A 22,793-nucleotide genomic window follows, 5' to 3' on the forward strand; every position below is an offset into this window, starting at 1 on the left:
GTTTGCCTATCGTTTAATTGTATCACATAGCGTCCGCTTGTACAAGCATAGCCGTTTCCCAATCGATAAGTTCGGCTTCAAGCTTTTTGTCGCCGCCTTTTACGTCGCACATAATGCGGAACACCGGTTCGGTGCCGCTGCCGCGCATCCACATGTAGGCAAGGTTTTCGCCGGCTCCGTTTTTAAAGACGATTTTTAAACCGCCTTTTCCCGATATGCCGAAGTCCGAAGGATTGAGGATTTCGTTAATGCCGACCGTTGCGGCCGCTTCCCAAGACATAATGCCGTAACGTTCCCGTAAATCCTTTTCTTTTTCGCGCCATTGCGCGCAAAACAGTTTTTGAAAATTCCGCTTAAGCCGTGCGTGATCCGTTTGCGTTATGTGCAAAAGCGCGCGTTTATCCGATACGCCGGTTGTCGCGTAGGCGGGAAGGGTTTGTATGATGTCGGCAAGCGTAAAATCGCCGCGGTATGCACTTTCCCGGCCGGAAAGCGCGCACCACAGATGAAACAAGCCTTTTTTACCGTTTGCGTCGCGGATGGTCAGCAATTTAATCAGTGCGAACAGCGTGTTTAAAGGATCGCGGACCGCCGCCGGATGGGTTATGTTGCCGCCGTTCGAACCTTCACCCAAAATGGGAACGACGTATCCTTTTTCGCGCAAAGAGCGGGCAAGGTTTACGGCATTCGCTTCGCCGACTTCGGAGCGAAACACGTCGGCGCCGAAAGCTTGCGCAATGTCGTTTATGCGCATGGACGTAGGTCCGTTTACGGCGACGGCCGTTTTTTCTTCACCCTTTGTAAAGCGGCGGAATGCGAGTTCGGAAAGCACCGAAAGGGCAAAAACTTCCTGCGCTGCAAGTACGCGGGCTTTTTGTGTTTTTTGATCCCAATACACGATGTTGCCGCGGTCGCCGTCGCAGTCGGGCATGTAGCCGAGTTGCACTTCGTTTTTGCATTCTTTGTGCAGACGTTCCATTTCACGCGCGCAATAGACGAGATTTTCCGGTTCGGGAATAATCGCGTGCACGATTTTTTCCGCCTGATCGTTTATCGCATAAAAGCCGATACCGTTTTCGCGCAAAAAGGATGCATCGATCGAAAGACAGCGCGCGCTGCCGTTCATGTCGCATACGACGGCTAGGGGCGATTGTTTTACGGTGTTTTTTATGTTGTTGAAAAAAGCGTTTTGCTTTGCTTTGTCGGTTTCGGCACTGACGACCCGGCGCGTAAAAGATTCGTAGACCGCGACGGCGTCTTTTTTTATTTGCGCGTTTTGTGCGTAAACGGCTTTCAAAACATCTTCGGGGCATGAACGCAGCAAAGCCCTTGCATCTTCTTCTGGGGTATCCGCACCGCACAATTTTTTGAAGGAAGCGATAAGTTTTGCCGACTCTTCGGCCGGAATAACGCCTCCGTCGGAAAGCCCGAATTTGATGCCGTTGTGCCCGATCGGGTTGTGGCTTGCCGAAATATAGGCAAAGGCGTCGGCGCTTTTTGCATAGGACATTATTTCGGGCGCGGCGCTGATGCCGACAAAACGCACCTTTACATTCATCGCCGAAAAAGCGCGGATCATACAATCGGCAATCGCCGGCCCGGTCGGCCGAGTGTCGGTGCCGACAACGATTTGAGCTTCCTTTCCTTTTATGTTTTGAATGTATTGCGCAAAGGCTTTGGCGGCTAAAACGGCGAGTGCCGCTTTTTCTTCGGTCAATTCGGGACTCGCGTCTTCTTCATCCCCCGACGCGGCGAATACCGTACGCCAGCCGGATGCGGACAAAATCATTGAGGAAAAATCTTTATCGAATACGCTTTTCATACGACCGCCATTTTATCATAAAGTTAATCCGTACTCAAGATGAACAAATTCAGCCCTTTCCGGAAAAAGAGAAGCGGAGGAAATCGGCATGAATACAGCTCTTGTAAAAAATAAATGTTTATGAGAGGGGCGTGAAAGAGCGGCCGTGAACGGCTTATGCGCACAGCGAATTGCCTGAACGGTCGCTCTTTCATGCATACTTATCGAATTACAATTCTTCAAAGTTCGAAATGTGCCACGGACTTAAGAGTGTGTGCAGTTGTCCTTCCAAGAGGATTCCGTATTTGTGCGGATAATCGTAGCCGCGGCTCGATTGAATGCACTGCGAAATAAACTGCGCCGCCTTATCTATGGAAACAGGCAAACTTTCATCGTGCAAAAGACTTCCGATCATAACGGACGCGAACGTATCGCCCGTGCCCGGATACATGCCCGGAAGCCGCTGTGCCGATATTTTCCAAAAAGAACCGCTTTCTCTTTCGTAGGCGATTGTGTTTACGCTGTCGGGATTTTCTTTATCGGGAACGCTTGTGATAACGACGGTGCCGGGTCCCATATCGGAAAGTTTTTGCAGCCGCGTTTTCATCTGCGACTTTGAAAGCGGCTTGTTTTGTTCGCCGTTCAAAAGCAGGGCGGCTTCGGTAAAATTCGGCACGATAATGTCGGCTTTTGCAATGAGCTTTCGCATTTCGGGAATCATATCTTTCGAAACGGAATTATACAAACTGCCGTTGTCGCCCATCACCGGATCGACGACCGTCAGCGTGCGCTCCGTTTTAAAGTCGTCGATAAAGGACGACACGATCGAAGCTTGTCGCGGCGATCCCAAAAAGCCCGAATAAATGCAGTCAAAACTTAAACCGAGTTTTTTCCAGTGCGCGGTGTAGCCGCTCATAATATCGGTTAAATCGTGAAACGCATAATCGGTGAATCCTCCCGAATGGGTCGACAGCACCGCCGTCGGAACGGGACACACTTGAATGCCCATAACGGAAAGGGTCGGAATGATAACCGTTAAAGAAGCACGCCCGAAACCCGACAAATCGTGAATCGCCGCTACGCGTTTTAATTTCGGCTGCATGATTTCCTCCTCAATTCAATAATATAGTTCAATAAATATAAATTCTGCAATATAGTGAACGGCGGGTTTCGATATTAGCGATTTTTATATCGATATGTTTTTATTCCTTTGTAATCGATTGTTTGTACATGCGCGTCTTTTTCGAGGCGGGCGAACAAACCGGTGCAGGGCGAACCGTCTTTCCGCGATGCAACGAAACTTTCGATTTCAAAGCGGTTCATCGGGTGCCGTTTTATAATGCTTATGACGGCTTCATACGTATCCTTTATATCGCTTGAAAAACTTCCCGACGTCAGATGATTGATTGCGATGCCGCCGGTCAGTTTGACGGCTTTTTCGACAACGGCATCGGCCGGTGCGGATACAAAAGATTCCGCCGGGGGCCGCACGGGCGTATTGATATACAGCCTGTCGTGCCGAACCGTGCCGGCAAGCTTTTTCAGCGCGTTAAGTGCCGTATCGGATGTGTTGATTCCGTCTATGAGCATGATTTCAAGCCACAGCTGTCCCGTGTATTCGTGCGAAAAGGTTTGCAGCCCTTTCATAACGGCGTTAAAGTCGAGCTTGCCGTGCGGGCGGTCTATTTTTTTCCACGAATCTTCGTCGAACGCGTCCATTGAAGGAAGGACGATGTCGGCTTTCGACAGCTCGGAGCGCACCTGCGGATCGGAAAGGAGGGCACCGTTTGTAATGACGGCGACGGGTGCCTTTGTCAGTTTTTTTATACCGTCGAGTAAATCGCCCAAGCCCTTGTACAGGGTCGGTTCTCCTTCGCCGACAACGCTTATGACGTCGAATTCGGTATCTTCGGCCAAGCGTTTTTTCAGCTCGGCGATAATATCTTCAACGGGATAAAACATGTGCCGTTCGTCGGTCATGTGCAGCGTTCGGCCGAGTTGACAGTAAGTGCAAGTATAATTGCAGGTTTTTTCGGGAATGGGACTTACGCCGAGCGAACGCCCCAAGCGGCGCGAGGGCACCGGCCCGAATATAAAGCGCGCGTTTTCCATAAAGCTTTTCAGTCTGCGATTATATGAAAAAAGCCCGCGCGTGTCCAGTAAAATACTCTGAAGAGCAGGGGGCCGCAGACTTTTTGTTTCAGCCCCCCCCCTTAAATTAACTTACGATGTGATGCAATGAGCGCGTTTATTTTCCGCCCATTTCTTTGTACAATTGCGCGGCGTTTTCGGGTGTGATGGTTTGCGTACCGAGCGTAACGATTTTATCGAGTTTTTTGCCTTCGACAAGCAGGGCGTAGGCGTTTTCGATCGCTTCTTTACCGCCGGTGGGATAGACCATGGACAGGCTGAGTCTTCCGTCCATAACGCTCTTTATACCGCCGTCGGGAGTGGGAAGTCCGTCGACGCCGACAAAAAGTATGTTCTTTTCTCTGCCCGCATTTTTGGCGGCAATGTATGCGCCTTCGGCCATCGGGTCGTTCAGACAATAGAACAAATCAATTTTGTCGTGTGCTTGCAGCATTTCTTCGGCAATGGTGATCGCTTTTTCGCGTAGCCAATCGGCATTGTTTGCGGCGATGATTTTGCATTTGGGATTGGCTTTAATTCCTTCGCGGAAACCTTTGTCGCGTTCGATGCCGCCGGAAGTTCCTTCCAAACCTTTGATTTCGCAGATGTTTCCGCCGTTGGGCAAAAGGGTTTGCGCTACGTATTTGCCGCATTCGCGTCCGATAAGCGTGTTGTCCGCGCCGATAAACTGCGTGTAGGTATCGCCTTCGATTTTGCGGTCGAGCAGGATAACGGGAATGCCCGCTTCGTAAGCGCGTTTAATGACGTTTGTCAGCGGTTTTGCTTCGTTCGGCGAGGTAATAAGCAAGTCTACGTGCATTTGAATGAAGTTTTCAATGTCGGCGATTTGCTTGGAATTGTCCTGCGCCGCATCCGAAAAGATGACTTCGAACATCGGATAGTTTTTTGCGGCGGCCGCTATTTGAGCGTTCATGGCGACACGCCAGGGTTCTCCGAGGTTACACTGGGCCATACCGATGACGAATTTTTTGCCGCCGCCGGCTGCTGCCGAGTCCGAAGAGCCTTTTGCAAATAATAAACTTGTTGCGGCAAGCGTAAGCATAACCGCAAAAAAAGTTTTTACCGTTTTTTTCATGGTTTCCTCCTACGAGTATTGTATCAGCGTTCGGTCGAAACGGATTTTCAATAATACGAACAATACATTCAATTTTATGATTTATTTACGATGAGCGAGGGGCTGAGTATAATGCTGTGCGGGAATTTTTTTTCGCCGCGCAGCATGCGCAGCGCGTATTCGATTGCTTGACGGCCTCCGGTCGGGCAAATAAGCGTCGCGCTCAATATTCCTTCTTCCACCATCTTTTTGCCGCCCTTCGGGCCGTCCAAACCGTCAACTCCGACGCATAGAGCCGGTGCCGTTCTCATTTTTTGCATTGCCGAATACGCGCCGTAAGCCATTGCATCGTTTTGGGCGAATACGACGTCGATATTCGTATCGGTAACGCTCAAATATTCTTTCATCCTGTCTTCGGCTTGATCCTGCATCCAGTTTGCGATAAGCCGGCACACTATGCGGCAGTTGTCCGTACCGTTTAAAGCGTCGTAAAATCCCTGCGAGCGCTCTTTTGCCGAAGGAGAATCCGGGCGGCCGCAAACTTCGATTATGTTGCCGCCTTTTTCACCGAGCAGGCCGATAACGTATTCGCCCGCCGTTTTGCCGATGCGGTAATTGTCGGGGCCTATATATAAACTGTAATCTTCGCCGACAATGTCTCTGTCCAAAACTATTACCGGTATTTTTTTATGGATATCGCTTATATAGGGACGAAGAACGTCGCTGTCGTTTGGCGATACGATGAGTAAATCGATCGCGTATCCCATAAGCATGTGTATGTCTTCCAACTGGCGGTCGGTGTTCATTGCCGCGTCGGTAAAGATACAGCGCAGGTCGGAGTGTTTTGCGGCTTCTTCTTCTATTTCGCGATTCATCGTTATGCGCCATTGCTCCAGCAAATTGGCTTGGCTTATGCCGATAAGGTATTCTTTTTTTTCGGTGCCGCCGCTTTTTTTTAAGCGCTTTCCTGCAAGCGGAAAAACGACCGAAAAGGCGAACACGCACAGCATAAAGACGAACAACAAAACGGTGTAATTATGTTTCATCCGGTATTTTCCCTTCCGTTCTTTTTATACGGTATTCGTTCGGCGGCACATTCAATATCTTTTTAAATGCCGTGCTGAAATAAAACGGCGAGCCGAATCCGCAGCGGGCGGCGACATCTTTAATCAGCAGTCCCTTATTCATCAGTTCGAGCGCGTATTGTATGCGCAGTTGCGATACGTAATGAGAAAACGAAATCCCGAGTTCGTTTTTTAACAACCGGCTTAAATAGGCGGGCGTAATACCGATTTTTTCGGCGGTTTCTTCCAAACCGAAATCGTGCCGCGTATAGCCTTTGGCGATATAATTTAACGCCTGCGAAACGAGCGGAGAAAATTTTTTATCGTCGAACAATAAGCCGATAAGTTCATCATAGGATTCGTTCAGTTTTTCCGGCGAGGTCGATTCGACCGATTCGGTATGAACGTTTATGCCCAATTCTTCTTTTACGGCGTCTTTTATACGGCTGCTCAAATGCCGATACGCGGGATTTTGCCGGTACAACAGCAAAAGGTTGCCCCTGTCGTCGGGAAATAAATAGCTGTCCGTATGCTCGTTCAGCAATTGTTTTAAAACGCGTTCGATTTGCGGCGGAAGCAGTATTTCGTTTGTCCGGTGCATTTCGTAGATTTCGGCGGGAACTTTTATCAGTACGAGATTATACGTCAAATTTATATTTATGCCGAAAAACGCGCAAAGCTCTTTTATTTCGTCGGGCGAATATTTGCCGACGGCGGCATCGTGCAAAAAGGTTTGAATAAGCGTATCTTTATGCTTTGCCGTTTGTGCAACCGCAAAGTCAAAATATTTGTTTTTGTTTTTTTCTTTTTTGATTTCGCCGATAAGCTGTTCGAGTTTTAATTTTAATTCAGCAAGGTCGACCGGTTTTAAAATATAGGCATATACGGAAAGCTCGACCGAACGTTTTGCATATTCGAATTCTCCGTAGCCCGAAATAACGATGACTTTAAAATTTCCGCCGGTTTCGTGCAGCTTTTCGATAAGTTCAAGTCCGTTTAAAAACGGCATGCAAATGTCCACAAGCAAAATATCCGGTTTGCAGCGTTTTGCTTTTTCCAAAGCGTCTTCGCCGTCCTGCGCGGTGTCCGTTATTGCAACATCGAGCTGCATATTTTCAATTTGTTTTTGAAGGCCGGCCAAAATTTTCGGCTCGTCTTCGGCAATCAGCATTTTCAGCATTTTGTGTCCTTAGGCTCGGAATGCGTTATAAAAGGAATCGACAGGATTACGGTAATACCGCCTTCATCGTTTCTTTCGTAATGCAGGCCGTAACCGTTTCCGTACGTTAAACGGATGCGGTTGTTTACGTTAAAAAGTCCGTAACCTTCCGTATATTCCCGGGCACTGTAATCGGCCAGCGCTTTATTGATGCGCAGGCGTTCTTTTTCGCTCATGCCGGCTCCCGTATCCGAAACCGTGATGTACAGCGCGCCGTTTTTTTTATTTTCTTTTTTTACTTCGATGCGAATCCGGCCGCCTTCTTTTTTTTGCTTTATGCCGTGATAAATCGCGTTTTCGACCAACGGCTGCAGCACCAGTTTCGTTATTTCGCAGCGGTACAAAGCCGGATCGCAAGCGATCGTATAATTCAATTTGTCTTCGTAGCGTTCTTTTTGAATATATAAATACGAGCGCACGTGTTCCAATTCCTGTTCAAGGCTGATAATGTCTTTACCCTTGCTTAAGCTGATTCTGAACAAGGTGGTGAGCGCCGTTACCAGTTTGGAAATATCGGAAGCGTCGTGATCTTCGGCCATCCAGCGGATCGTATCGAGCGTATTATATAAAAAATGCGGTTTTATCTGCGCCTGCAAACTTTGAATTTCGGCCTTGCGTTTTTGCTGCTGCTCGGTGTATACGAGTTGTAACAGATTTTCGATTTTATTCATCATCGAATTAAAGCCGGTTCCGAGCTGGACTATTTCTCCGTAATATTCTTCCACGTTAAAGCGCACGTTAAGTTCGCCCCGTTCCGCCGAATTCATAAGTTTGCGCAGTTTACTTATGGGGTTCGTAAACGAATACGAAAAACCCAACGAAACGATAACCGCCATCGAAACGGAAATAAGGGTTATAACCGCTATGTATTTATACAGCGTTATAAGCGGGAGCGGCAAGCTTTCGTTTTTAAATACGCCGACGGTTTTCCACGAAGTGAGTGCCGATTTTGTAAAAAGAATTTGATACGTGCTGCCGTTTACGGTTTGTATGCCGGCATTTCCCTTTATCGACGATACGTCGATGCGGTACACCGTTTCGTTTATCGGCGCGTATACAATGGAATTATGTTCGTCTATGACGAATACGTAGCCGGCTTTGCCGAGCGTAATGCCGTTTATAAATTGTTCGACGGCTTTTAAGCGCATATCGATGCATATGGCGCCGAGTATTTTGCCCGTTGCGGGGTCTTTTACGGCCCTTGTTACCGCTACCGTGTCGCTGCTGCTGTAATCGCGGTAATGGCGGATATTGCGTCCGATCGGTTTCGGCTGCAAAATATCTTTTCCGCCGCCTTCGATTGCCTGTTTGTACCAAAAATCTTCAGCGAGATTGTTGCGCGAAATGCGGTATATTTCATTTGAAATATACATGCCGTTTTCTCCGGCAATCAAAATTCCGCCGATTAAATCGGGATTGTTTTTAACGTACGTGTACATATGCGCGCGGGCTTCGGTTTCGTAATCGATTCTGCCTTGATCGTAAAAATCGTGCAAACGTAAAAACGAAATAACCGTTTCATCTTCGGAAAGATAGGTTATGATTTGCTCTATCGAATAAATGTAATTGTCCAAAATCGTTTGAATTTGGGTTAAAAGCCGGATAGTGTGTACCTGCGTTTGCTCGTTCATAACCTTCGAATAAAAAAAATTGCCGGCCGCAATCGTAAACAATAAAACGCTTACAACCAGCATGCCCATATTTAAAAACAGCTGAGTTTGAAACGTTTTGAAAGTTTTTTTTAATTTGGGCAATCGGCTTTCCTTATTTTCGTCAGTTTTCTTTTTTTGTCGCCTGCGCAAACACCGCAATAATAATCAATAAGCCTTTTACAACCAGCTGCAGGTTCGAATTGACGCCTTTTAAGCCGAGCATGTTGTCGAGCATTCCCAAAATCAGCGCGCCTATCATAGTGCCGAAAATCGTTCCTTTACCGCCGGACATGCTCGTCCCGCCGATCGCAACCGCGGCAATCGCGTTCAATTCGTACCCGATACCTTCGTTCGGACCGCCCTGACTTATTTGCGCGCTGTGGATCATGCCGGCAACCGAAGCAAGCATCGCGCTTATGACAAAGGCGATTGTTTTTATGCGCTGCACGTGAATGCCCGATAAGTGTGCCGCGGTCGGATTCCCGCCGATGGCGTACACTTGGCGGCCGAAGCGCATTTTATTCATAACGATCGAAAAAACGAAAATCAAAACCAAAAAGATAATTGCGGGCACGGGGACGACGCCGCCTATACGCATTTGCAGCCATTCAAACTGGGGCGGGGCAAGGCCTTCTCCGTATCCGTACGAAAGGGGAATGCCGATACCGTTCGACCAAAAGCGTGCCAAGCCGCGCGCGATATTCATCGTTGCAAGGGTAACGATGAACGCTTGAATTTTCATGCGCGTAACGACCGTTCCGTTGAATAAACCGAACAGAGCGCCGATAAGCAGTGAAACGCCGATAGCGGGAAGAAACCCCAGTCCGTTGTTGACCATGAGGGCGGCGCTTCCGGTCGAAATCAAGCCGACAACCGAACCTACGGACAAATCGATGTCGCCGAGCAAAATAATTATCGTCATGCCGATCGCGATAATGCCGTTTTCGCTGACGGCGCGCAGTACGTTCATGAGGTTGCGCACGTCGAGGAACAGGTTGCGCCCGTTTTTTACGCAAATTAAAGAGGCGATAATAAAAATCGCTATAAGCGCTATGTAGCTTTGGAATTGTTTTAAAAGTTCCAAAACAGATTTTTTTTCGCCGGTATGCTGCAAACCGTTATTTTGCAAAATCGATGTATTCATAATTACTCCCGTTATTCCTTTTTTGAATGCAAGGTCGCCGCATACAGCAATTGCTCCTGCGTTGCCGAACCGCGCCCGAATTCTCCCGTTACGGCGCCTTCGCACAGCGTAATGATTCTGTCCGAAATTCCCATAATTTCCGGCAAATCGCTCGATACCAGAATAATGCCGATGCCTTGTGCGGCCAATTTATTTATAAGCACGTAAATTTCGTATTTTGCGCCGACGTCTATACCGCGCGTCGGTTCGTCGAGCAAAAGTATTTTCGGCTTGAGCATAAGGCAGCGGCCCAGCACCACCTTTTGCTGATTCCCGCCGGATAAGGTGCCGCACAGTGTTTTATGCCCGCTCGCTTTTATGCGCATCGTGTCCATTTGCTCCAGCCATTCCGTTTGCTCCCGCATCGAATTCATAAAACTGAATCTGCTCAATTGTTTAAGCTTTGCCAAAGACATATTTTCGCCGATCGAGCGTAAAAGCACCAAGCCCTGTCCTTTTCTGTCTTCGGTTGCAAAGGCGATTCCCGCTTTTATGGCTTCGCCGGGCGAACGGATTTCCGTTTTTTTGCCGTCGATAATAATATCGCCGCTCCTGTTTGCATGATGTAAGCCGAAAAGACATTCCAAAAGTTCCGTGCGGCCGGAGCCGAGCAAGCCCGCAAAGCCTAAAATTTCTCCTTTGTGCAGCGTAAAATCGATATTCGAAAGACTGCGGCTTTGCCCGCCTTGTTTGTGCGGAAACCGAAGATTAAGGTTTGAAACTTCGAGAATTTTTTCCCCGATTGCTGTATTTTTCGACGGATACGCTTCGGAAACTTCCCGCCCGACCATAAGCGAAATTATTTTTTGCCGCGATGTTTCTGCTGCCGGAAGCGTCGCAATATACATACCGTCGCGCATTATCGTCAATTCGTCGGCTACGGCAAAAACTTCTTCCATACGGTGCGTAATATAAATGATGCCGACGTTTTCTTTAACGAGCTTTTTTATTACCGCAAAAAGGTGTTCCGTTTCCGTTTTTGAAATCGCCGACGTCGGTTCGTCCATAATCAAAATGCGCGCGTTGAGCGACAGCGCTTTTGCGATTTCGACCATTTGCTGTTCGCCGATCCGCAAGCTTTTGATTTTTCGGTTCGCCTTTATGGGAAGTTCCAGCATGTCAAGATATTTTTGCGCTTCCTGTTCCATTTCGGCTTTGCGCACAAAGCCGAATCGATTGCACTTTTCTCTGCCCATAAAAATGTTTTCGGCGACGCTCGTTTCCCGCACGAGCTGCAACTCCTGATGAATCTTTGCAATACCGAGTTTTTGCGCCGCCGTGGGGCTTGCGATAACGGTTTTTTTGCCGTCGATAAAAATATCGCCGGTATAATTGGTGATTGCGCCGCTGAGAATATTCATTAAAGTGGATTTTCCCGCCCCGTTTTCACCCATCAGCGCGAGTACTTCGCCCGATTTTAAGCTCAGTTGCGCATTATCAAGCGCTTTTACCTGCCCGAATGATTTTGAAATACCGGTCATCCGTAATAATTCGCTCATAATATATTGAATTATATCATTGATTTTTGTATCTGTATATTTAAAAAAAACATAAAGAGCCTTTAATTTTATATACATGATTTTATATACTCAAAATTTTTTTCTTGACAAAGACGAAAAACGGGTTTATTCTTTTAGAAATAGGTGTTACGTAACACCTGCAAAAGTTTTAAACCAGGAGGTTGTGATGAAAAAACTACTCACCGTACTTTTCATTTTCGTTTTTGCCGCGTCATTGTGTTTTGCGGCCGGCAAGCAGGACGCAAAAAAAGGAGCATCGATTAAAATGTTTCAGCTGAAGGTTGAAATAAAAGATGCGATTGACGCCTATGCGGCGGACTATACCGCTGCGACGGGAATTCCGGTAAGCGTTGAAACGCTCGGAGGCGGCGGCGATTACGGCGGAACGCTGAAGGCAAAAGCTCAGTCCGGAAACATGCCCGACATTATTCAAATCGAAGGGCAGGGCGGCTACGATATTTGGAAAGACTATATTGCCGACTTAAGCGATCAAAGCTGGGTAAAGGATACCGACCTTGCGTTTAAGCAAAACGGAAAGGTGTACGGTTTTCCGGTTGCAATCGAAGGCTACGGCTTGGCTTATAATGCCAATATTTTGAAAAAAGCCGGCGTCGATCCTGCAAAGCTGACAACCCGCAAAGCGTATGAAGATGCGTTCAAGCTTATCGATTCGAAAAAAGCCGAACTGGGTCTTGATTCGGTCGTATCGATGGCGGCCTCCGTTGCCGGCGGCATGTGGTGGGTCGCGGCTCAGCACAATTTGGCGTGCTATTGGGGCGGCGGTCTCGGTTTTGAAGATAAGTCGATTATCAATATGGCGCTGAAGGGCAAGCTGGACGAAAAACGCTTCGATCAATACGCAAAATACTTGCAGCTTTTGTTTAAATACGCCGACAAAAACATTTTGCAAAACGGCAGCTACGACAATCAGGTGGCGGCCTTTGCGCGCGGCAAAGCGGCATTTTTGCATCAGGGCAACTGGGTGGATCCGAACCTGAAGCAGCTGGGCGTTACGTTTAAAATCGGTTATGCGCCGCACGCTTTCCTCGATACCGAAGAAAAAGGTTTGTACCTGTTTGCTCCGAGCTGGTGGTGCGTTAATGCGAAGAGCCCCAACGCCGAAGCGGCAAAAGCCTTTTTGGCTTCCATGGCCGAAACTCCCCAGGGACACGAATTTTTGGTAAAAAAAGCGGGCATGATTCCCGCCTTTAAATCCGTAAAACTGCAGCCGGAAGGCCAGTTGAGCCGCGCGCTTATGGAAGCGAATGCCCGAGGCGGCAACTACGGCGTATTTTTCGGTATGTTGCCTGACGGTGCGGGACGGAACGTGTTCGGTCCCATCTTCGATCTGTTTGCACAAAACCCCGACGCTATCGATCAATTTAAAGCCGATATGAAAAAGGCCGTTGCGGGTTTGCCGAATATGTAAAAAAAACGGTGAGCCGGAAAATCGTTTTTTCGGCCCCGTGTATTATATTACGATACATGTAATTAAAAAAGCTGTCCGAAAACTTCGATTTTCGGACAGCAATGGCCGCCGCCGATTTTATTTTTAAGTTAAGGAAATACTGATGAAACAGAGCCGTACGGTAAATATTTTGTTTATTGCTCCCTGTCTGTTTGCTTTTACGATGATAATCGTCATTCCGTTCGGATTCGGATTGTATTATTCGCTGACCGATTGGAACGGCGTGCGAGACAGCGTGAAGTTTGTCGGCTTGGCAAACTTTAAATATCTTTTTACCGCTCCCGATTTTTTATATTCGTTTTTGATAACGATAGGCTTTACGCTTATAAACATTGTTTCGGTTAATGTTGTCGGTTTTATTTTATCGCTTTTGGTAACTTCGAAGGTCAGATTCCGCAATTTTTATCGGGCCGGATTTTTTGTTCCCTATCTTATAGGCGGAATCGTTTTAGGTTATATTTGGCAGTTTATTTTAAATAACGCGCTCGTTTTGATCGGAAACAAGCTTTCTTTAGGTTTTTTGCAGTCGTCGCTTTTGAGCCGCCCGAACACGGTGATTTGGGTTATGTCGTTTGTAAATACCTGGCAGTACGCCGGATACATTATGCTCATTTTCGTTGCGGCGATTCAGGGAATTCCTTCTTCGCTTTTGGAAGCGGCGAGTGTCGACGGCGCGAGTTATTTTACGCGAATCTTCCGCATACTCATTCCGATGATGGCGCATGCGTTTACGATTTCGCTTTTTTTAACGCTCACTTCGTCATTTAAACAATTCGATATGAACTTTACGCTTACAAACGGAGGCCCCGCCACCCGCTTTCTCGGTTCGCCGATTAAAGCCAGCCAGCTTTTGGCAATGAATATTTTCGATACGGCGGCGGCAAACCGCATGGCCGAAGCGCAGGCGAAAGCGGTGATTTTATTTTTGGCTTTGGTAATCGTGTCTTTGATACAGGTGAATATGAATAAGCGCAAGGAGGTGGAACTGTGATAGGCGGCGGAGAAAAATATACGCGACGGATTTTAGCCGAAATCTTTGCGCTTCTGCTTTTTGTGCTTTTTATGGTGCCGTTTGCAATGGTTGTACTCAATTCGGCAAAAACATCAAAAGAAATTATAAACAACGCGTTAAGCCGGCCGGAACACTGGAAACAGTTGTTTACAAACATCGGTCGTATTTTCGGCAATGCCACCGTCGATTATCCGGGCGCCTTTGTCGACAGCGTCGTTATTACGGCCGTATCGCTTGCGGTTATAGTGATTTTTTCGTCAATGTGCGCGTGGGTGCTCGTACGCAACAGAACCAAGTGGTCGACCGTTATTTTTATGCTTTTTGTGGCGGCAATGGTTATTCCCTTTCAAGTGCTTATGTATCCTTTGGTGCGTTGGCTGCGAGTTATGGGCGATTTTTTGCATATCCGGCTTTTGGGAACCGTTCACGGCATCGCTTTTGCCTATTTGGGATTCGGTTGCCCGCTCTCGATTTTTATTTTCCACGGATTCATAAAAAATATTCCGTACGAACTGGAAGAATCGGCAACGATAGACGGCTGTTCGCGCGGTGCGACTTTTTTCAAAATCGTTTTTCCGCTTTTGCAACCCATCATCGTTACGGTGCTTATTTTAAACGGTATTTGGATTTGGAACGATTACCTGCTTCCGCTTTTGGTTTTGGGTTCCAACGGAGAAGTGCAGACAATTCCGATTGCGGTAACGACTTTTGCCGGCGCTTACTTAAAACAGTGGGATTTAATTTTAACGTCGACCCTGCTTGCGATGATTCCGATTATCGTATTGTATCTTTTTGCGCAACGCTATATTATCAGGGGAATGGTGGAAGGTTCAATAAAATAATATAGGCATCTTTATGGAGGTTTTTATATGAAGATTGTTTTGGTCGGTGCCGGCAGTGCCCAGTTCGGGTACGGTACGCTCGGCGACATTTTTTGCAGCAAGGTATTAAAAGGAACCGAAGTCGTGCTGCACGATATAAACGCCCATACGCTGAAAACGGTGTATGAAACGGCCCACGCTTTTATACAAAAGAATAAGCTCGATTTTAAAGTAAAAGCCGAGCTCGACAGAAGAACCGCTTTTAAAGGCGCCGATTTTATTATTTCATCGATTGAAGTCGGCAACCGTTTTGAACTGTGGGATCAGGACTGGAAGGTGCCGCAACAGTTCGGCATACATCAAGTATACGGCGAAAACGGCGGCCCCGGCGGCGTGTTCCATTCGCTGCGCATTATTCCGCCGATTTTGGAAATCGTAAAGGATGCCGTTGAGATTTGCCCCGACGCATGGATTTTCAACTATTCAAACCCGATGACCGCAATCTGTACGGCGGTAAACAGGGCGTTCCCGCAAGCACATTTTGTCGGCATGTGCCACGAAATCGGCTGGCTGAGCAAATGGCTCCCGCCGATGCTCGATATGAAGCTCGATGATATTTATTTTAAAGCGGCCGGCTTGAACCATTTCAGCTGCATGCTCGAAATTAAAAATAAAAAAACGGGTAAAAACCTGTATCCCGACGTGCTTAAAAAAGCCGATAAATTTTTCCATTATGAAGCCGGTTACAGCGATGTGTGGGACATGTACCGCAAAACGGGAAAATTCGAAGAAACCGAACGCTTTTACCGCGAACAGTCGAAAGGAAAAAGCGCGTACGAATGGGCCGACCGCCGCCTGCATAAATTCATTTTGGAAACCTATCGTCTGCTTCCGATAACCGTTGACAGCCACTTCGGCGAATACATCGGCTGGGCGTGGGATCTTGTCGACCACCGCGGAATTCTCGACTTTTACGATTTCTATAAGGTCGAACTGCGCGAAAAACCCGCTCAAATAAAGCTTGAAACGCACGAGCGCGTTATTCCGATAATCGACGGTATGATTGAGAATTCCGGCTATGAAGAATCGGCGGTCAATATTCAAAACAACGGACTCATCGAAGAGCTTCCTTCGTGGATTACGGTCGAAGTTCCCGCCGTTATCGATAAAAACGGCGTTAACGGAATTCCGATTAAAAAGCTGCCCAAAGGTTATGCGGCACTGCTCAGAAACTACTGCGGCGTGTATGATTTGACGGCCGAAGCCGTGTTGAAAAAGGATAAAAATCTTGTCGTTCAGGCTTTGCTTGCAAACCCGGTCGTCAATATGGCGTCCGTCGTTAAACCTATGGTTGACCATATGATTAACGCGCAGCGAAAGTGGCTCGGCTATTTAAAATAAAAACGTGGCGACAATAAAAGAAATTGCGGCGAAAACCGGCGTCAGTGCGACTACCGTTTCCAATGTGTTACACGGGAGGACGGCAAAGGTTTCCGCCGCAAAACTCAAAAAAGTTCAATCCGCTATTGAAGCCGAAAAATATACGCCGAATATGGGCGCCGCACTGCTTGCCCACAGTGTTTCGCACATAATCGGTGTAATCGTTTACATGGATCCGCGAAGCGACGAAACCGTTTTTGAAGATCCGTTTACCGGAGCGATGATCGGCGCGCTGGAACGGAAAATCCGGGAAAGCGGTTATTACATGATGCTCTATGCGGCGCGTGAACCGCAGGAAATTTTTAAGCTTATTCAAAATTGGAAGCTGGACGGTTTACTGCTTTTTTGGGTGCCGACCGAAATCTGTTCCGTTGTCCGGAAAAAAAACGACGTGCCGCTTGTGTTTATCGATTGTTATTTTGACGACGACGGATTGGTCTATCACAATATCGGCTTGGATGACCGGCAGGGAACGTATCAGATGACCTGGTACTTGCGCGAAATGGGGCACACGGCGATAGCATTTTTAGCCGACCGCAAAGATCCGGTTGGCGGCGATCGCGACCGCTTGGAAGGTTTTATGCAGGCTTTGGCGGACAGCGGCATAAAAAATCCCGAAAAGCATTTTGTTCCGCTTTCGAAGGACTGCGCCGAACGGACAGCCGTATACAATTTTTTATGCGCGGACGAAAAGCCTTTTACGGCTTTATTTTTTTCGGCCGATTATTATGCCGCCGAAGCGTTGGCGTATTTTCAAAAAAAAGGCCTGCACATTCCCGAAGATCTTTCCATAGCGGGGTTCGACGACAATATTTATGCGCAGGTCGTAAACCCTTCTCTTACAACGGTTTATCAGGATGTGTTCCAGCGCGGCTGCGCTGCGGTCGACATGCTTGTAAAGCTGATGAAAAAGCAGCCCGTAGAAGAAAACAATATTCGTTTTCCCGTGCGCTTGATTTTGCGCGATTCGGTTGCGCGCATAGGTTGAGGGGCAACCGCACCGGAATTGTATGTACTCATTCATGGCTACCTGCAAGTGCGGCGATTGCACAAAAGTTTTTTTTTTGCTATTTTTAAGGCATGAAGTGGAAGATTCCTGAGGGCAAAGAACTGCGCATCGCGATATCGGGAAAAAGCGGCTGCGGCAACACGACCGTAAGCAAGCTGCTTGCCGAAAAACTCGACATTGCCGTCATAAACTTTACGTTCCGAAATCTTTCATGCGAAACGGGGCTGAGCTTGCCCGAAATTATAGAAAAGGCGAAAACGGACGACCGCTTCGATCAAGCGATCGACAGCCGGCAAGTGGAACTTGCGCGCAAAGAATCCTGCGTGCTCGCTTCGCGCCTTGCCGTGTGGATGCTTAAAGAAGCCGATTTAAAGGTGTACCTCGATGCCGACGAAAACGTGCGCGCTCGGCGGATCTTTAAGCGCGAGGGCGGGGATCTGCAAGCCATAAAGGATTTTACCGCACTGCGCGACGCCGAAGATTCCGGGCGCTATAAACGTTTGTACAATATCGATAACGGCGATTATTCCTGTGCCGATTTGTTGATCGATACGTCAAAATACAATCCGGAAGAAATTACCGATATTATACTTCAGGAATTGATAAAAAAAGGACTTATCGTTTCGTCCGATGCTTGAAGATGTGAAAAAAGATTTTTACCCCGACCGAGGCGAAGCCGGCTGCGTAAAAATCGACGATGCGGCGGTGCGGGAGTTTCGGCGAAGCGTTTTGGATTTTTACGCCGGATCGGCCCGCGATTTTCCGTGGCGGCATACGGTTAATCCCTACGGGATTCTCGTGTCCGAGATTATGCTGCAGCAAACGCAAACCGAGCGCGTTCTTCCCAAATACGAAGCGTGGCTCAAGCGTTTCCCGGACGTACAAAGTCTTGCTTCGGCTTCTTTGTCGGAAGTGCTTGCTTTGTGGAGCGGGTTGGGCTATAACCGCCGCGCGCGGTTTTTGCAGCAAGCCTGCCGTCTTATAAGCGAACGCATTGCAAAGGGCGGCACCTTTCCGGACACTGCGGAGGAATTGGACGCTCTTCCGGGTATCGGGCCCTATACGGCACGGGCGGTATGCACTTTCGCCTTTAATAAGCCGGAAGTATTTATAGAAACGAATATACGTTCGGTGTATATCTTTTTTTTCTTTCCGCATGAAAATACAAAGGGCGTTGCAGATAAAGATTTACTTCCGCTTATAGAAAAAACCTTATACCGCGAAAATCCGAGGCTCTGGTACTATGCGCTTATGGATTACGGGGCGGCGCTTAAAAAAAAGGTGGAAAATCCTTCGCGCAAAAGCCGCCATTATACAAAACAGTCGCGCTTTGAAGGTTCTTTACGCCAAGCGCGCGGGGCGATTATCCGGCAGCTGGTAAACTCGGCATCGGGCTGTGCCTTGTATGACATCGCGTGCAAAGAAAATATAGAGCCTGAACTTTTGGAAAAAGCCGCCGCCGCCCTTGCCGCGGAAAAAATCATAACTTCGGACGGGGCTTTGTACCGCATTCGGTAAAAATAGGATTTATAATAAAATACCGGTTACGATGATATCTTTTGCATTAAGACGGGCAAAAGTAACAACTAAAATAACACGGGCAGGGTAATTATAAATGGGATAGATACAGCGATCAAGCAAGGATGTTTTTACGGTAACTCGCATAGTGAATAGCACCGATTGCTTGAGCAAACTGTGCTACTGTATAATACTTGTTATCTTTTAATTGTTTCATAAGCGGTGTCAAAGCCATTTCTTCATTTGCCGGCATAAAAGCATTTTCCCCGACTAAATCTTTGCTTCCTGAATGTAAAAGCTCAAAACATTTTTTTTGTTTTACCAAACGACCGAATAAAATTGCCGTATCGGCAGTCGGCTCTAAAATCCGCTTTGTTTCGGCAAAGGCGACGGCAAGGTATTCTCCTATTTCGCTAAAGATTCTTTGCGCGTTTGTTTCCGTTCCCTGTGCGGCAAGCGACATGAGATATTCCAAAAAAGGTTTGCGCATATCTTTAGGTTTAACTGTGAGATACAGTCCTTCGGCGTCTTTCGAATCGGAAGATTGTTCAATCAAAAAGTTTTTTTCGAATAAACTGTTATATAGGGTAGGGTTTTCTTTTGGAAAATATTTTACGGCAAGCCTGAATGCACCGCTTTGGCTGGTATACTTTTGTAAGGTACCTGCAAGTTCCGTATTAAAATTATTTATACTGCGTACATCATCGCTGGGAAATATCTTTTCGGGCCAAGAGCCGAGGTCGATAATAAAATTGTACACTTCAAGCGGAATATTGGGAATTTTGCCTTGTGCATCCAAATACCCCGTTCCTAATTCCGTACCGAGCGTATAAGCTAAAACACCTTTATTTACGGAATCGATATCTTCATAAGCGGTTTCCGCAGCAGCGGTAAATGCCGCCATGGGGCCGTCATTGACAATACCGATAACTCCGTCTTGAATAACAAACTGCCTAAGTTCTTTATTCAAATGAGTAATGAGTCTGAATTCCTCTTCATAATTGATTGAAGGATTTTCCCGTATGCCGCGTGTTTTAAACACTTCACCGCCGACAATACTGTCTTTTACCACGACATCGGGAAAAGATAATCCTATAGCATCATAGATTATTATGCGCGGCTTGGCGTTGCTGTTGGTAGACGGTATTCCGATTTTTAACGACAGTGAAAATTTCTTGTTTTTGGGGAATGGAACCCTTGCGGGTTTTATTCCTATGCCGGTGGTCGTATTATTTATTGTTTTTATAAGCTTTCTTTTTTTTATGAAGAAAACGATATGGGCAAAGCATATATATGCCGTCGGCGGGAATGAGGAAGCGGCACGATTAAGCGGAGTTAATATTACAAAGGTAAAATTGTCGGTATATTCGTTAAGCGCATTAATGGCGTCCTTGGCGGGTATATTGCTTGCAAGCAGACTCGGTTCGGGACAGCCGAATGCCGGTGACGGGTATGAATTGGATGCGATTACGGCTGCCATTGTCGGCGGCACCAGTCTTTCAGGCGGCGTCGGTACCATCGGAGGAACCCTTGCGGGAGCGATTATTATAGGCATTATCAACACGGGAATGAATACGCTCGGCATTTCTCCGTATTACCAGCTTGTCATTAAAGGAAGCGTTATCCTTGCAGCGGTAATCATAGACAGAAATATTGCGGAAAAAGGAAATCGGCGGGAAGGGTGAGTCTGCAAAAAGACGCATGTTTACGCCTACTATCGCCGGCAAGCAGTCTTTTTACCGATTTTCGTTCATACTGAATCCTTACTTTTACGGTAAATAACGGGGGCGACGGCGGTCAGGTTGTCAATTTTTTTTTCGCCCGCATACAGCTTTGTGATGATAACCGGCGCGTTTGAAAGTTCGGAGAGGGAAAGTACGGCCTCATGTACGCCGCGCTCCAGCTTTTGCACCCTTGTGCCCGAAATTGTCGTATGTTCGAGCGTCCAAAACGGAACCGATTCGAGCGCAAAGCCCGGCTTTACGCAGTCGGTTATCAGGCTGTGAAGCGTATTGCCGGACACTGATGTTTCCAAAACGGGGCCCTTCGTTACGTGCGTTTGCTGCGTTTGTATCGCACGCTTTAAAGCGTCGGCGCCGGATTCCCCGTTTTGTACGTCGATATAAACGGCAAAGCGGCCTGCAAAGTCGGCTTTAGTATGCAAGTCCATACCGGCGCTCATTGCGATTTTCATTCCCTTTAAGCACAAACGTTCCCACCACGCGATTCCCTGATCGTTCGTTCCGTGCATGGGCTCGGGGTTGTTCACGATTTCGATAAAATCGAGGCACGCGTAATCGTGAATATCCATTTCCCAACGGCAGCCTTGCGCAAGGGGGGCGCCGAGCGAAAACGGATGAGCGATGCCGACGAGCGCGCCGGCTTTTTTTAATTCGGCAAATAAGCGTTCGGCATGATTTTTATCGATATTTTCCCACGAAATATAATCGTACAAATTAAAACACAGGATGTGCCCGTAATATGTCGTATATTCCATACCGTATATGCATTCGAGCGGATATTTTTTTTCTTTCAAATACGCTTCGATTTTTTTGTGGCCGGAAATCGTATTGTGATCGGTGATTGCAAAAACATCCACGGTGTTTTGCGCCATATAATCGACCAATTCGTTTGTCGGAATCGATCCGTCGGACTCGGTTGAATGATTGTGAAGTTCGAATCTTTTATACATAGTATCCTACTTTACCGAAACGGAAACCGAATACGGAGTATCATCGTACAGCACGTTAAAAAAAATGACAAGAACTTTTATAACGCCCTCGATCGACTTTTGCGCAATGGCACCTTCGGTCGCCGCGGAGGGTGAAATGTACATGTGACGGTCGGTCAGCTGCTTATGAATGGAACCGACAAAACGGTCATTCATAAATACCGTCAACTGAATTTCCGTTTTCATCTCTTTTAGAATTCTATTCAATTCATCTTCGGTAATGTCCGTGCCGTATTTTTGTTTTATCTGCGTTTTGATTTCTTCTTTTAATTCCGGAGTTTGCTCTTGCACTCTGTTTTTTTCAAAGTGCAAATGCACATCCATTTCCGTATATACGGAATCGAGGCAGACAGTGTAGGCTATCTGCCCGATAAAACCCTTGTTGACCGTGCCGTGCGCACGGTATATTTCTTTCATGTAAAAAGTATAGCCTCCTTGCACCGAAAGGTCAATGATTGAATAAAGAGGCTCATAAGATAGCCTGCCGTCGTTGGTTAGGAAAATTTCTTGCAAATTTATTAATGTTGATATAGAATAATAAATATGAAAAAGATTTATCTGTTTTTTTTTGCTTTTCTTGCTTTTACATCGTGTATTATGAATCCCTCATACCTTAAAAAAAATTACACTTTTACGAATGAATCATCGCAAAAAGTGTCTTTTTCGCTGCCGGGATATGGCAGTGAAATTTATACCTTGCAGCAAAATGAAAAGATAACTAAACATATATACTCTCAGCCGGAAATTCACTTCTTAAAAGATTTCAGGACTTTATATTATGAACGCTTTGTAACTGAAACGGTTATAAAGGATAAACCTTCTTGGGATTTACAAATTATAAATTTGTCTGATAAAAAACTTGTTATTACTGAAAAAGATCGTAATATGGGATATTTCGATGATAACGGAAACATGTCGCCGCTTGAAATCGAGGCAAATACGACAAAAAACACTAAGCTGTTTTCTATCACCCCTGTTTTTTTAATACAGTTTGTCCCGGATTCGGGATATTCTCCGTTAAGTAAATTAGAGAAAGATAAAGATAGTTTTAAACTGTTTATATATCCTTAAACCTTAATTTTTAAGAACCCGCTTGAAACATATACCACTCCGAGATTTGCCTTTCGGCAAACTCGCTTATTTACCGCTT

At 46.8% G+C, this 22,793-nt stretch carries 21 protein-coding genes; 9 read left to right on the top strand and 12 right to left on the bottom strand.

Annotated elements, in window-relative coordinates; all coding sequences use genetic code 11:
• Positions 1 to 22: 22 nt before the first annotated feature.
• The 9 genes from HMPREF9194_RS04160 to HMPREF9194_RS04200 form a co-directional block, all read right to left on the bottom strand.
• Complete coding sequence (locus HMPREF9194_RS04160; RefSeq protein ID WP_016525127.1) at positions 23 to 1,822, bottom strand: hypothetical protein; 1,800 nt, start codon at positions 1,820 to 1,822, stop codon at positions 23 to 25.
• 208 nt (positions 1,823 to 2,030) lie between these two features.
• Positions 2,031 to 2,903, bottom strand: coding sequence for a pyridoxamine kinase (locus tag HMPREF9194_RS04165; protein ID WP_016525128.1), 873 nt, complete (start codon positions 2,901 to 2,903; stop codon positions 2,031 to 2,033).
• 74 nt (positions 2,904 to 2,977) lie between these two features.
• Positions 2,978 to 3,913 carry a radical SAM protein gene (locus HMPREF9194_RS04170; protein ID WP_016525129.1) on the bottom strand — a complete coding sequence of 312 codons (936 nt, stop codon included), beginning with the start codon at positions 3,911 to 3,913 and terminating at the stop codon, positions 2,978 to 2,980.
• A gap of 136 nt (positions 3,914 to 4,049) precedes the next feature.
• The gene (locus HMPREF9194_RS04175) at positions 4,050 to 5,027 is read right to left on the bottom strand and encodes a substrate-binding domain-containing protein (RefSeq protein WP_016525130.1); all 978 of its coding nucleotides are present in this window, start codon (positions 5,025 to 5,027) and stop codon (positions 4,050 to 4,052) included.
• Positions 5,028 to 5,101: 74 nt separating this feature from the next.
• Positions 5,102 to 6,052, bottom strand: a complete 951-nt coding sequence (locus tag HMPREF9194_RS04180) for a substrate-binding domain-containing protein (protein ID WP_016525131.1) — start codon at positions 6,050 to 6,052, stop codon at positions 5,102 to 5,104.
• Positions 6,042 to 7,250, bottom strand: coding sequence for a response regulator transcription factor (locus tag HMPREF9194_RS04185; RefSeq protein ID WP_016525132.1), 1,209 nt, complete (start codon positions 7,248 to 7,250; stop codon positions 6,042 to 6,044). The genes HMPREF9194_RS04180 and HMPREF9194_RS04185 overlap by 11 nt, the downstream gene beginning before the upstream one ends.
• Entirely contained in the window at positions 7,244 to 9,043 is a 1,800-nt protein-coding gene (locus HMPREF9194_RS04190; protein WP_016525133.1) for a sensor histidine kinase, read from the bottom strand. The genes HMPREF9194_RS04185 and HMPREF9194_RS04190 overlap by 7 nt, the downstream gene beginning before the upstream one ends.
• A 19-nt stretch (positions 9,044 to 9,062) precedes the next feature.
• Positions 9,063 to 10,085, bottom strand: coding sequence for an ABC transporter permease (locus tag HMPREF9194_RS04195; RefSeq protein WP_016525134.1), 1,023 nt, complete (start codon positions 10,083 to 10,085; stop codon positions 9,063 to 9,065).
• Positions 10,086 to 10,096: 11 nt separating this feature from the next.
• Positions 10,097 to 11,623 (bottom strand): sugar ABC transporter ATP-binding protein, encoded by a 1,527-nt coding sequence (locus HMPREF9194_RS04200; RefSeq protein ID WP_211209553.1) that lies wholly within the window; start codon positions 11,621 to 11,623, stop codon positions 10,097 to 10,099.
• Between the two features lie 187 nt (positions 11,624 to 11,810).
• Here HMPREF9194_RS04200 and HMPREF9194_RS04205 point away from each other — a divergent pair, with 187 nt between their 5' ends.
• From HMPREF9194_RS04205 to HMPREF9194_RS04235, 7 genes are all read left to right on the top strand, one after another.
• The gene (locus HMPREF9194_RS04205; protein ID WP_016525136.1) at positions 11,811 to 13,073 is read left to right on the top strand and encodes an ABC transporter substrate-binding protein; all 1,263 of its coding nucleotides are present in this window, start codon (positions 11,811 to 11,813) and stop codon (positions 13,071 to 13,073) included.
• Between the two features lie 142 nt (positions 13,074 to 13,215).
• Positions 13,216 to 14,103 carry a carbohydrate ABC transporter permease gene (locus HMPREF9194_RS04210; protein WP_016525137.1) on the top strand — a complete coding sequence of 296 codons (888 nt, stop codon included), beginning with the start codon at positions 13,216 to 13,218 and terminating at the stop codon, positions 14,101 to 14,103.
• The gene (locus tag HMPREF9194_RS04215) at positions 14,100 to 14,966 is read left to right on the top strand and encodes a carbohydrate ABC transporter permease (RefSeq protein WP_016525138.1); all 867 of its coding nucleotides are present in this window, start codon (positions 14,100 to 14,102) and stop codon (positions 14,964 to 14,966) included. Before HMPREF9194_RS04210 ends, HMPREF9194_RS04215 begins: the two co-directional genes overlap by 4 nt.
• 27 nt (positions 14,967 to 14,993) lie before the next feature.
• Entirely contained in the window at positions 14,994 to 16,346 is a 1,353-nt protein-coding gene (locus tag HMPREF9194_RS04220) for a family 4 glycosyl hydrolase (protein WP_016525139.1), read from the top strand.
• 4 nt (positions 16,347 to 16,350) lie between these two features.
• Positions 16,351 to 17,373 (top strand): LacI family DNA-binding transcriptional regulator, encoded by a 1,023-nt coding sequence (locus HMPREF9194_RS04225; RefSeq protein WP_016525140.1) that lies wholly within the window; start codon positions 16,351 to 16,353, stop codon positions 17,371 to 17,373.
• 92 nt (positions 17,374 to 17,465) lie between these two features.
• Positions 17,466 to 18,032, top strand: coding sequence for a (d)CMP kinase (gene cmk / locus HMPREF9194_RS04230; RefSeq protein WP_016525141.1), 567 nt, complete (start codon positions 17,466 to 17,468; stop codon positions 18,030 to 18,032).
• Positions 18,025 to 18,912, top strand: a complete 888-nt coding sequence (locus tag HMPREF9194_RS04235) for an HhH-GPD family protein (RefSeq protein ID WP_016525142.1) — start codon at positions 18,025 to 18,027, stop codon at positions 18,910 to 18,912. The genes cmk and HMPREF9194_RS04235 overlap by 8 nt, the downstream gene beginning before the upstream one ends.
• Positions 18,913 to 19,027: 115 nt before the next feature.
• Here HMPREF9194_RS04235 and HMPREF9194_RS04240 read toward each other — a convergent pair whose 3' ends face one another.
• The gene (locus HMPREF9194_RS04240) at positions 19,028 to 19,984 is read right to left on the bottom strand and encodes a hypothetical protein (protein ID WP_016525143.1); all 957 of its coding nucleotides are present in this window, start codon (positions 19,982 to 19,984) and stop codon (positions 19,028 to 19,030) included.
• 40 nt (positions 19,985 to 20,024) lie between these two features.
• On the opposite strand from HMPREF9194_RS04240, the gene HMPREF9194_RS04245 reads away from it, so the two are divergent.
• Complete coding sequence (locus HMPREF9194_RS04245) at positions 20,025 to 20,597, top strand: ABC transporter permease (protein WP_016525144.1); 573 nt, start codon at positions 20,025 to 20,027, stop codon at positions 20,595 to 20,597.
• A 65-nt stretch (positions 20,598 to 20,662) separates the two neighbouring features.
• Here the strand turns inward: HMPREF9194_RS04245 and HMPREF9194_RS04250 are convergent, their stop codons facing one another.
• Positions 20,663 to 21,604, bottom strand: coding sequence for a CehA/McbA family metallohydrolase (locus tag HMPREF9194_RS04250; RefSeq protein WP_016525145.1), 942 nt, complete (start codon positions 21,602 to 21,604; stop codon positions 20,663 to 20,665).
• Positions 21,605 to 21,610: 6 nt separating this feature from the next.
• On the bottom strand, positions 21,611 to 22,060 hold the full coding sequence (locus HMPREF9194_RS04255) for a DUF6669 family protein (RefSeq protein WP_016525146.1): 450 nt from the start codon (positions 22,058 to 22,060) through the stop codon (positions 21,611 to 21,613).
• A 126-nt stretch (positions 22,061 to 22,186) separates the two neighbouring features.
• Here HMPREF9194_RS04255 and HMPREF9194_RS04260 point away from each other — a divergent pair, with 126 nt between their 5' ends.
• Positions 22,187 to 22,714 (top strand): hypothetical protein, encoded by a 528-nt coding sequence (locus HMPREF9194_RS04260; protein WP_016525147.1) that lies wholly within the window; start codon positions 22,187 to 22,189, stop codon positions 22,712 to 22,714.
• Positions 22,715 to 22,793: the final 79 nt, after the last annotated feature.

This window comes from Treponema maltophilum ATCC 51939 (assembly GCF_000413055.1).
Taxonomy (GTDB): Bacteria; Spirochaetota; Spirochaetia; order Treponematales; family Treponemataceae; genus Treponema_C; species Treponema_C maltophilum.